Origin of the sequence: Aeromonas sp. S12(2024), assembly GCF_041402305.1 — a bacterium.
Taxonomy (GTDB): domain Bacteria; phylum Pseudomonadota; class Gammaproteobacteria; order Enterobacterales; family Aeromonadaceae; genus Aeromonas; species Aeromonas veronii.
Map to the genome: position 1 here is coordinate 40,858 of NZ_JBGLRB010000025.1, position 10,060 is coordinate 50,917.

Here is a 10,060-nt window from a genome sequence, read left to right on the forward strand (position 1 = left end):
CTCGTTTTTCTCTTCAACCCGGCTTAACGGGCATCTTCCTTCAACCACTGCGCTACGCGCTTGGCGAAGTAGGTGAGGATGCCATCGGCCCCGGCCCGCTTGAAGCAGAGCAGAGACTCCATGATGGTCTCCTTCTCTTTCAGCCAGCCATTCTGGATCGCCGCCATGTGCATGGCGTACTCGCCGCTGACCTGATAGGCAAAGGTCGGCACACCGAACTGATCCTTCACCTGACGAACCACGTCCAGATAGGGCATGCCCGGCTTGACCATCACGCTGTCGGCTCCTTCCTGAATATCCAGCGCCACTTCATGCAGGGCTTCGTTACTGTTGGCCGGATCCATCTGATAGGTGGCCTTGTTGCTCTTGCCGAGGTTGCCGGCAGAGCCAACCGCATCGCGGAATGGGCCGTAGTAGCAGGAAGCGTACTTGGCCGAGTAGGCCATGATCTGAGTGTTGATGAAGCCATTCTCTTCCAGCGCCGCGCGGATGGCGCCGATGCGGCCATCCATCATGTCGGACGGCGCGACGATATCGACCCCGGCCTCGGCGTGGGAGAGCGCCTGCTTGATCAGGATCTCGGTGGTGATGTCGTTCAGCACATAGCCTTCATCATCGATGATGCCGTCCTGACCGTGGGTGGTGAACGGATCGAGCGCCACGTCGGTGATGACCCCCAGCTCCGGGAAGCGGGCCTTGAGGGCACGTACGGTTCGCTGGGCCAGCCCGTTCGGGTTGTAGGCCTCCTCCGCCATCAGGCTCTTGCTCTCCAGCGGAGTGACCGGGAACAGGGCAATAGCAGGTACGCCCAGCGCCACCAGCTCGGCGGCTTCCTCCAGCAGCAGATCGATGGAAAGACGCTCCACCCCCGGCATGGAGGGAACGGCTTCCCGACGGTTCTCCCCCTCCAGCACGAACACCGGATAGATGAGATCGTTGACGGTCAGTACGTTCTCGCGCACCAGACGACGGCTGAAATCATGTTTGCGCAGACGGCGCAGGCGGCGGCCCGGAAAGGCGCCCGGAAGAGTTGTAGCCATGAATCACTCCTGGAGAGGAAGTTGGAAGAACGCGGCGGAGGTGGCCCGGGTATGGGCCAGCAAGGCCTCGGGCGCTTCACCACGACAGGCCGCCACCACCTGGGCGATGTGCGGCAAAAAAGCGGGTTCATTGCGTTTCGGGCGCGGTTTCAGATCCCGCGGCACCAGATAGGGGGCATCGGTCTCGATCATCAGCCGACCGGCCGGAATGCGGGCCACCTGTTCGCGCAGCAGCTGACCACGGCGCTCGTCGCAGAGCCAGCCAGTCACCCCGATATGCAGCCCCAGCGCCAGACACTCGTCCAGCTCCTCATCGGAGCCGGTGAAGCAGTGCAGCACGGCTCCCGGTAGTTTCGGCAACCAGGGACGGAGGATCTCGATAAAACGGGCGTGTGCATCGCGGCAGTGGAGAAACACCGGCATCCCAAGCTCGGCGGCCAGTGCCAGCTGGGCGTCGAATACCGCATCCTGCACCGGACGGGGTGAGAAGTCGCGGTTGTAGTCGAGGCCGCACTCGCCAATAGCCACCACCTGCGGCAAGGCTGCCAGCTCGCGCAAGGCGGGTAGGGTCGCCGCATCGACACTCTTGGCATCGTGAGGGTGTACCCCGGCGGTGGAGAAGCAGTAGCCCGGCCAGCGGGCGGCCAACTCGGCGCTCTCGCGGCTACCAGCCAGATCGGTACCGGTGAGGATCAGCGCGTCCACTCCGGCGGCGCGGGCACGGGCCACCAGCTCAGGCTGTTCACCGGCGAACTGGCTGCTGGTCAGATTTAAGCCGATATCGATCATGGGATGAGACGTTCCGAACAAAAGGAATGCATATCAGGTATTTGAAAACCATCTACCGAATGGGGTCTTACCATACGCCTCGAACGGGAGCATGAAAAGAGGAAGGGAGCCTCAGCTCCCCTCGTTCTGCTATTCCTGCGGACTTCGTCATCTTCTCGCCGTCCGGCAAACAGGTGACGAACAGAGCCTCAGCTCTCCACATCCGGTTGTTCCTGTTGCTCTTCATCCTCTTTCTTCACGTAGAAGCGGGCGAAGAACAGACCAATCTCCCACAGCGCCCACATCGGGATGGCGAGCAGGGTCTGGGAGAAGACATCAGGCGGCGTCAGCAGCATGCCGACCACAAACACCCCGACGACGACGTAGGGACGTTTCTCCTTCAGGTTTTGCGGTGTGGTCACGCCGGTCCAGCAGAGCAGTATGGTCGCCACCGGAATTTCGAACGCCACCCCGAACGCGAAGAACAGGGTCAGTACGAAGTCCAGATAGCTGGCGATGTCGGTCGCCACCGTCACCCCGGCAGGGGCGGTACTGGTGAAGAAACCGAACACCAGCGGGAACACCACGTAGTAGGCAAACGCCATCCCCGCATAGAACAGCAGGGCACTGGAGACCACCAGCGGCATGATCAGGCGCCGTTCGTGCTGGTACAGACCGGGGGCGATAAAGGCCCAGGCCTGATAGAGCAGATAGGGGATCGCCACGAAGAAGGAGACCACCAGGGTCAGCTTGATCGGCGTCAGGAAGGGGGTCGCCACATCCGTCGCGATCATGCTGGTCCCTTCCGGCAGCTGGCTGAGCAGCGGCTGGGCCACGAAGTCGTAGATGTTGTTGGAGAAGTAGATCAGCGCCAGAAACACCACGAGGATGGCGGTAATGGAGCGCAGCAAACGGGTTCTCAGCTCAACCAGATGGCTGATCAAGGGTTGTTCGGCCTGACTCATGGCTTCACCTCCCCTTTTACTGCGGAGTCGCTGACCGGCACCGGCTCGCTCTCCCGCTGGCTGTTGACCGGCGGCACGTCGTGGCTCAGCTGCACCGCAGGCTCAACCGGCGTGGCAGGCTCAGCCTGGGCGACCGGATCGGGGCGCGGCGGACGGATCTCGTTCTCCACCTGATAAGGGCGATTGACCGACTGGGCCGCCGCCTTGAGCTGTTCGATGGACTCCTGCAGCTCTGGGCTCAGATTGCTCATCTGCAACTGCTCCGCCTTCTTGAGGTCGTTGTGCAGCTCTTGCAACTTGAGCTCCTGCTCCAGCTCGGACTTGACCGAGTTCGCGGTCGAACGAATGAGGCGGATCCAGTGGGTAGCCGTGCGGATGGCAACCGGCAGCCGCTCGGGCCCCAATACCACCAGTGCTACCACACCGATAACGACCAGCTCCCAAAAACCGATATCGAACATGGCTTAGGCCTGGTCTTTGTCTTTTTGTTTGGCGGTCTCACTGCTCTGAGTGGCCGCTTCGTTCAGCTGTTTCGGGGGAAACTCGGCATCTTTCTGCTCGGCCTTGGCATCAGCCGGCTCGTCGGAGAGGGCTTTCTTGAACCCTTTGACCGCCGCGCCCAGATCACCGCCAATGCCGCGCAGTTTCTTGGTACCGAACAGCAGCACGACGATGACTGCAATGATCAACAATTGCCAAATACTGATACCACCCATGATTTTCTCTCCAGAACAGGCGCCTGACGGCGCGGTTGTTGATTAATGGGAACGGGTTCGCAACCAGCCGACCAGCCAGCAGAGGGCTGCACCGGCGAGACTGGCTTGTCCCCACTCAATGTGTTGTTTTTGGGTCAGCAAGAATACACCCGCCAATAGCAGGCTGGCTCCAACCCCTAAGAGGTAGCGGGCCTGCCCCTGCCGACGACTGTGACGGCGGAACTCGGCAAACATCTGGTCGAAATGACGCTGCTGATGACGGGTCTGACGCAGGGTCTCATAGACCAGCTCCGGCAGCTCCGGCAGCTTCTCCGCCCAGAATGGCGCCTTCTCCTTGATGGCGTTCAATACCGACTTGGGCCCGACCTGTTCATGCATCCAGTTTTCGAGGAACGGCTTGGCGGTCTGCCACAAATCGAGCTGCGGGTAGAGCTGACGCCCCAACCCTTCCACATAGAGCAGGGTCTTTTGCAGCAGCACCAGCTGCGGCTGCACCGTCATATGGAAGCGACGCGCGGTGTTGAACAGGTTGAGCAGCACGTGACCGAACGAGATCTCGGAGAGCGGCTTCTCGAAGATGGGCTCCAGCACGGTGCGGATGGCAAACTCGAACTCGTCCACCTTGGTGTCTGCCGGTACCCAGCCCGACTCCACATGCAGCTCCGCCACCCGACGATAGTCTCGGTTGAAGAAGGCGAGGAAGTTCTCCGCCAGATAGCGTTTGTCTTCCCGATTGAGGGTACCGACGATGCCGCAGTCGATGCCGATCCAGAGCGGGTTTTCCGGATGTTCGTAAGAGACGAAGATGTTGCCCGGGTGCATATCGGCGTGGAAGAAGCTGTCGCGGAACACCTGAGTGAAGAAGACCTCGACCCCGCGCTCGGCCAGCAGCTTCATATTGGTGCCGTTGGCTTCCAGCGCTGGAATGTCGGAGACCGGAATACCGTAGATGCGCTCCATCACCAGCACCTGCTCGCGGCAGAGGTCGGTGATGATTTCAGGCACATAGAGCGCCTCGGAGCCGGTGAAATTGCGCCGTAGCTGGATGGCGTTGGCCGCTTCGCGCATCAGGTTGAGCTCGTCGAGGATGGTCTTGCGATACTCCTCCACCACCTCGATGGGGCGCAGTCGCGCGCTCTGGGGCACGAAGCGGGCCACCAGACGGGCCAGCGCCTGCATCAACCGCAGGTCAGCCTCGATGACAGGCTCGATGTCGGGACGGATCACCTTGATGACGATCTCGCGGCCACTCTCCTTCAGCCGGGCGGTATGCACCTGCGCGATGGAGGCCGATGCCAGCGGCGTCTCGTCGAAGTCGTCAAACAGGGTTTCGATGGGACAACCCAGGCTCAGCTCAATCTGCTGACGCGCCGCCTGACCACAGAAGGGGGGCACCCTGTCCTGCAGCAGGGCCAGCTCCTCGGCGATATCCGGCGGCAGCAGGTCGCGGCGGGTCGAGAGCATCTGGCCAAACTTGATGAAGATGGGGCCAAGGGCCTCGAAGGCGAGGCGGATGCGGGCACCGCGGCTGAGATCCGGTTGTTTGTTCTTGAGCCAGAACAGGGAGCGACGGGCCAGACGACCCGGCCAGGGTTGATAGCGGGCGGGCACCAGCTCGTCGATGCCCTGCTCCAGCAGGATGGTGATGATGCGATAGAGGCGTTTGAACTCCTTCGGGGTCATCAGGTCACCTGCTGTTCGAAGCGGGCCAGCCGCAGTTCGACGGCCTTGAGCTGCTGGGCCAGCACCTCGACATCATCATTGAAACTCGCCACTTCCAGCGGGCCGGGGGCGAGGCGGGCCTCTTCGGTCAGATATTCCGCCAGCTGGCTGCGGGTACGGCACAGCTCGCGGCCGACCAGACGACGCGCCTGACGGGCACCGCTGAACAGGGTGTGGGCAACGACATCGCCGGTATAGCGCGACAGCTCCTCTTCCCAGTCGATATCCAGCTCACCCAGCAGCACGCTGAATGCCTGTACCAGCTGGGGATCACCGCTCAGATCCAGTTTCTCCTCGCGGATATAACGGGTCAGGGCGGACGGGTCTTTCAGCAGACCGAGGGCGGTCAGCGACAGGCTAAGCACCGCATCGGCCTCCCCTTCATGCTGGGCCAGCACATCCAGCCGACGCTCGGAGAAGACAAACCAGAGCGGCTTGAGTTCACGTAGCTCCAGCTTGAGCACCTTGCCCACCAGTTTGCGCAGCCGCTCCGGGCTCTGTTTGTCCAGCGCCAGCAACTGGTTGAGGCTGGTTTCGATCACCGCGGTGACCATGGCATCCATCGGCATAGGCAACCTTAAAACTTGTAACCGCGGTGCAGGGCGACCACACCCTGAGTCAGATTAAAGTACTCCACCTGCTCGAACCCGACATTTTCCATCATGCCAGCCAGGGTCTGCTGATCCGGGTGCATGCGGATGGACTCTGCCAGATATTTGTAGCTTTCACTGTCGTTCGCGACGATTTCGCCCATTTTCGGCAGCAATTTGAAGGAGTAGAGATCATAGAGTTTGGCGATCACTTCGCTGACCGGCTTGGAGAACTCCAGCACCAGCAGACGGCCACCCGGCTTGAGCACCCGGAACATGGAGGCGAGCGCCTTGTCCTTGTCGGTGACGTTGCGCAGGCCGAAGCCGATGGTGATGACGTCGAAGTGGTTATCCGGGAAGGGGAGCGCCTCGGCATTGGCCTGCACGTAGGAGACGTTGTTGGCGACCCCCAGATTGCGCAGCTTGTCGCGGCCCACTTTCAGCATGGAGTCGTTGATATCCGCCAGCACCACCTGACCGGTCTCGCCGACGATGCGGGAGAACTTGGCGGTCAAGTCACCGGTACCACCGGCCAGATCCAGCACCTTCTGGCCCTTGCGTACACCGGAACAGTCGATGGTGAAGCGCTTCCACAGGCGGTGGATGCCGAACGACATCAGATCGTTCATCAGATCATACTTGGCTGCCACCGAATGGAAGACACCTGCTACCAGAGTTTCCTTCTCGGTCGCGGCCACGGTTTTAAAGCCAAAATGCGTTGTCGTTGCTTGTTCTGACATCCCTTAAACACCCATAGAGCAAAGAATGGCCGCCAGTTTACCAGAGCCACTGGCGTCCGGACACCTTAAACCCGGCTCGCAACCAACTGCATGCCCAGCACCACCATGGCCAGACAGAGGAAGAGATTGAGACCGATATTGAGCAGCGCTTTCAGATAGGCTCCATGTTGAGCCAGCACTACCGTATCGAGGGCAAAGGAAGAGAAAGTAGTCAGGGCACCGAGGATCCCCACCATCAGCAGCGGCTTCATCGGGTGTTCTACCACATGACCATGACTGATGAGGGCGAACGCCACCCCCATGATGAAAGAGCCCACCACGTTGACCACCAGAGTCCCGTAAGGAAAGTGGCGCCCCAGCAGCAAGGCCATCAGTTCGGCAATTCCAAAACGAAGGCAGGCGCCGATGGCGCCCCCTGCAGCAACATAGAACCAGGTTTGCATGGTGTCACTCCCTCAGGGTCAGGCCGCCATTATGTCGCAATGGCGGCCCTTGTGCCCAGAGGCGGAACTAATCGACATCCAGCCTGATTGAAATCTCAGCGGCGAAAATCGATGGGCTCGGGCTGACCCAGCACGATTTCGGTCTGGGCCGGGCGGGTCTGGGCAATCACCTTACCGTGACGAATTGAATAACGCACTGGCACCTGACGGCGCACCGCATCGAAGCCGTTCTCGGCAGGCAGGATCAACAGGTTGGCCGGTTTGCCCACCTCGATACCATAGCGATCCTGCACATTCAGGGTGCGGGCGCTGTGGCTGCTGATCAGCTTCAGACCGTCGTTGATCTGCTCGTAACCCATGATCTGGCAGACATGCAGCCCCATGTGCAGCACCTGCAACATGTTGGCAGTGCCCATGGGGTACCAGGGGTCGAACACGTCGTCGTGACCGAAGCAGACGTTGATGTTCGCCTCCAGCATCTCCTTCACCCGGGTAATGCCACGGCGTTTGGGATAGGTATCGAACCGCCCCTGCAGGTGAATGTTCACCAGCGGATTGGCCACGAAGTTGATGTCCGCCATCTTCAGCAGCCGGAACAGGCGGGAAGCATAAGCGCCGTTGTAAGAGTGCATGGCGGTGGTGTGACTGGCCGTCACCCGATGGCCGATACCCCGCTCGTAGGCCAGGGTTGCCAGCGTCTCGATAAAGCGGGACTGCTCGTCATCGATCTCGTCGCAGTGCACATCGACCAGAACCTGATACTTCTCGGCAAGATCGAAGATGTAGTGCAGACTTTCGACCCCATATTCCCGGGTAAACTCGAAGTGGGGGATCGCGCCAATCACGTCGGCACCCAGCTTGAGTGCCTCCTCCAGCAGTGCCTTGCCATTGGGGTAGGAGAGGATCCCCTCCTGCGGGAAGGCGACGATCTGCAGCTCCACCCACTCCTTCATCTCCTCCCGCACCTCCAGCATCGCCTTGAGCGCCACCAGATTGGGATCGGAGACATCGACGTGAGTACGGACGAACTGGATGCCGTTGGCGATCTGCCACTTCAGCGTCTGGATGGCGCGCTGTTTCACATCCTCATGGGTCAGCAGCGCCTTGCGCTCGGCCCAGCGCTCGATCCCCTCGAACAGAGTGCCGGAGAGATTCCAGCTCGGCTCACCCGCCGTCTGGGTGGTATCGAGGTGAATGTGGGGTTCGATAAAGGGGGCGATCGCCAGACCGCCCTCCCCGTCCAGCACCCGACCGGCGACGGCATGCTCGTCATCGGGTTCGATGGCGGTGATGACCCCATCCTGACAGCGGATCTGCCAAAACCCTTCCCGATCGGCCAAACGAATATGTTGAATCAGCATTTGCTAGCTTCCTGTACCAGAACCGGCCGCTGGGTGAGGCGAACCAGAATGAAATAGGTGAAGGCGGCGCCCAATACCGCGTTGAGTGGCACTATGCCCGGCAGCCACTTGCCGACAGCCACCCCGACTGCCGTGGCGACCAGCGCCTGCCAGCGCACCGTCTCGAACTGCTGATCGGCAAATTGACGGTAACGCTCACGATTGAGCAGGAAATCCATGATGATAATGCCACCGATCGGCGGAATTGCCGTACTCAAAAAGGCCAGCCAGCCGACAAAGTTGTTGTAAAGCCAGAGGGCGCAAGCCGTACCGATGAGGCCGTTGATCACGCTGAGTGGCTTGCTCTTGAGACCGGTAATGTTGGCAAAACCGAGGCCGGAGGCGTAGAGAGCGTTGTCGTTGGTAGTCCAGATATTGAGGCCCAGCACCAGAATGGCGGGGATCAACAGCCCCTGCATCAGCATCACTTCCGAGATATCGGCCTGACCGGTCACGGCCGCACCGGCAGCACCGAAGACGAACATTAGCGTGTTGCCCAAAAAAAACGCCACCATGGTAATCATGACGGCGCCCCAGGGTTTGCGACCAAAGCGAACAAAGTCGGCGGTCAGGGTTCCTGCACTGATAAAGGAACCGACCACCATGGTCAACGCCGTGGTGAACTCGATGGGATTGCTTGGTTGTACCTGCTGCAGTGCAGCCATGCCACCGGTCGAGGTCACCGCCAGCCAGACCGAGTAGCCACCGAGCAGGGCGATAGCTGGCACGGCCACAAAGCTCAGCACCATCAGGGCGGAGATGCCGAAGTAGACGGTCACCGTCATCAACATGCCCGAAATGGCGATCAGCCAGTTCACATCTATGCCGGTCGCCTTCTGCACCGGCAGGGCAAACATCGCCACGCCAACACCAAACCAGCCGACCTGAGTACCGCCGAGCAGCAGGGATGGCAGCCAGGAACCTTTCACCCCAAAGGAATAACGAGCCAGCAGATGGGTAGAGAGGCCGGTTGAGGCACCGATATAACCGAGACAAGCGGTGTAGATACCCAGCAACAAGTTGCCGATAAGTACTGCCTTGATGAAGTCATCGAATACCAGCCCGGTACCAAGCGCACCACCGGTCCACATGCTGGCAGAGAAGAAGGTCAGGCCGAGCATCACCAGCATCAGCGAAAGCACACCTTTGCGCCCTTTGGCGGGTACCGCCCCCAAACAGTATTCGTTATCCTGCGCCATGCTCTCTCTCCACGTAATAGGCAAAACGCGCCGGATTTTACATGTAAAACGTTTTACGTCAATCAATCATGGTTAAATCTCTGGATAAAACCATCAATAGCAGTCAAATGAGTAACACACAGGGACTCAAATAGCAGATAAACTGTGTCGACTGCAAGCAGAGGGGGGTTGCGGGAATAGGGAATGTAGGGGGATATAAGAAAACTGACAGATGCAAAAAAGCCTCCCTTTTCAGGGAGGCTTTCTATTTAATGGTGCTGATACCCAGAATCGAACTGGGGACCTCATCCTTACCAAGGATGCGCTCTACCGACTGAGCCATATCAGCACACTAACCGGTAAAGACCACGCTGGGCGTAATCTTGAAATTGGGTGCCTGGCAGTGTCCTACTCTCGCATGGCGAATGCCACACTACCATCGGCGCTACCGCGTTTCACTTCTGAGTTCGGCATGGGATCAGGTGGTTCCACGGCGCT

General features: G+C 59.9%; 11 protein-coding genes, 1 tRNA gene and 1 rRNA gene. All 13 read right to left on the reverse strand.

Annotated features, from left to right (window positions below; genetic code table 11):
* Positions 1-23: 23 nt before the first annotated feature.
* Positions 24-1,040, reverse strand: a complete 1,017-nt coding sequence (hemB, locus tag ACB035_RS19170) for a porphobilinogen synthase (protein WP_139405502.1) — start codon at positions 1,038-1,040, stop codon at positions 24-26.
* 3 nt (positions 1,041-1,043) lie between these two features.
* Positions 1,044-1,829: a TatD family hydrolase gene (locus ACB035_RS19175; protein ID WP_201954485.1), complete on the reverse strand. Its 786-nt coding sequence runs from the start codon at positions 1,827-1,829 to the stop codon at positions 1,044-1,046.
* A gap of 188 nt (positions 1,830-2,017) precedes the next feature.
* Positions 2,018-2,773, reverse strand: a complete 756-nt coding sequence (tatC, locus tag ACB035_RS19180) for a twin-arginine translocase subunit TatC (protein WP_005342401.1) — start codon at positions 2,771-2,773, stop codon at positions 2,018-2,020.
* Entirely contained in the window at positions 2,770-3,234 is a 465-nt protein-coding gene (gene tatB, locus ACB035_RS19185) for a Sec-independent protein translocase protein TatB (protein ID WP_005339387.1), read from the reverse strand. Before tatB ends, tatC begins: the two co-directional genes overlap by 4 nt.
* Positions 3,235-3,237: 3 nt before the next feature.
* Positions 3,238-3,489 carry a Sec-independent protein translocase subunit TatA gene (gene tatA / locus ACB035_RS19190; RefSeq protein ID WP_005339385.1) on the reverse strand — a complete coding sequence of 84 codons (252 nt, stop codon included), beginning with the start codon at positions 3,487-3,489 and terminating at the stop codon, positions 3,238-3,240.
* A gap of 42 nt (positions 3,490-3,531) precedes the next feature.
* On the reverse strand, positions 3,532-5,172 hold the full coding sequence (ubiB, locus tag ACB035_RS19195) for a ubiquinone biosynthesis regulatory protein kinase UbiB (protein WP_005339383.1): 1,641 nt from the start codon (positions 5,170-5,172) through the stop codon (positions 3,532-3,534).
* Positions 5,172-5,780 (reverse strand): SCP2 domain-containing protein, encoded by a 609-nt coding sequence (locus tag ACB035_RS19200; RefSeq protein WP_021230987.1) that lies wholly within the window; start codon positions 5,778-5,780, stop codon positions 5,172-5,174. Before ACB035_RS19200 ends, ubiB begins: the two co-directional genes overlap by 1 nt.
* Before the next feature lie 8 nt (positions 5,781-5,788).
* A complete protein-coding gene (gene ubiE, locus ACB035_RS19205) occupies positions 5,789-6,541 on the reverse strand; it encodes a bifunctional demethylmenaquinone methyltransferase/2-methoxy-6-polyprenyl-1,4-benzoquinol methylase UbiE (protein WP_005342396.1) in 753 nt (250 codons plus the stop codon).
* A gap of 65 nt (positions 6,542-6,606) precedes the next feature.
* A complete protein-coding gene (crcB, locus tag ACB035_RS19210; protein WP_005339378.1) occupies positions 6,607-6,984 on the reverse strand; it encodes a fluoride efflux transporter CrcB in 378 nt (125 codons plus the stop codon).
* 95 nt (positions 6,985-7,079) lie between these two features.
* Entirely contained in the window at positions 7,080-8,345 is a 1,266-nt protein-coding gene (locus ACB035_RS19215; RefSeq protein ID WP_139741738.1) for a cytosine deaminase, read from the reverse strand.
* Complete coding sequence (codB, locus tag ACB035_RS19220; protein ID WP_139410868.1) at positions 8,339-9,583, reverse strand: cytosine permease; 1,245 nt, start codon at positions 9,581-9,583, stop codon at positions 8,339-8,341. The genes ACB035_RS19215 and codB overlap by 7 nt, the downstream gene beginning before the upstream one ends.
* A gap of 252 nt (positions 9,584-9,835) precedes the next feature.
* Positions 9,836-9,911: transfer RNA gene (locus tag ACB035_RS19225), tRNA-Thr, on the reverse strand.
* 46 nt (positions 9,912-9,957) lie between these two features.
* Positions 9,958-10,060 (reverse strand): 5S ribosomal RNA (gene rrf, locus ACB035_RS19230); the annotation flags it as partial.

What these genes read in the sequence shown, in the direction of transcription:
- hemB (WP_139405502.1), bottom strand. Translation starts at nt 1,040, where the DNA reads ATGGCTACAACTCTTCCGGGCGCCTTTCCGGGCCGCCGCCTGCGCCGT.
- ACB035_RS19175 (WP_201954485.1), bottom strand. Translation starts at nt 1,829, where the DNA reads ATGATCGATATCGGCTTAAATCTGACCAGCAGCCAGTTCGCCGGTGAA.
- tatC (WP_005342401.1), bottom strand. Translation starts at nt 2,773, where the DNA reads ATGAGTCAGGCCGAACAACCCTTGATCAGCCATCTGGTTGAGCTGAGA.
- tatB (WP_005339387.1), bottom strand. Translation starts at nt 3,234, where the DNA reads ATGTTCGATATCGGTTTTTGGGAGCTGGTCGTTATCGGTGTGGTAGCA.
- tatA (WP_005339385.1), bottom strand. Translation starts at nt 3,489, where the DNA reads ATGGGTGGTATCAGTATTTGGCAATTGTTGATCATTGCAGTCATCGTC.
- ubiB (WP_005339383.1), bottom strand. Translation starts at nt 5,172, where the DNA reads ATGACCCCGAAGGAGTTCAAACGCCTCTATCGCATCATCACCATCCTG.
- ACB035_RS19200 (WP_021230987.1), bottom strand. Translation starts at nt 5,780, where the DNA reads ATGCCGATGGATGCCATGGTCACCGCGGTGATCGAAACCAGCCTCAAC.
- ubiE (WP_005342396.1), bottom strand. Translation starts at nt 6,541, where the DNA reads ATGTCAGAACAAGCAACGACAACGCATTTTGGCTTTAAAACCGTGGCC.
- crcB (WP_005339378.1), bottom strand. Translation starts at nt 6,984, where the DNA reads ATGCAAACCTGGTTCTATGTTGCTGCAGGGGGCGCCATCGGCGCCTGC.
- ACB035_RS19215 (WP_139741738.1), bottom strand. Translation starts at nt 8,345, where the DNA reads ATGCTGATTCAACATATTCGTTTGGCCGATCGGGAAGGGTTTTGGCAG.
- codB (WP_139410868.1), bottom strand. Translation starts at nt 9,583, where the DNA reads ATGGCGCAGGATAACGAATACTGTTTGGGGGCGGTACCCGCCAAAGGG.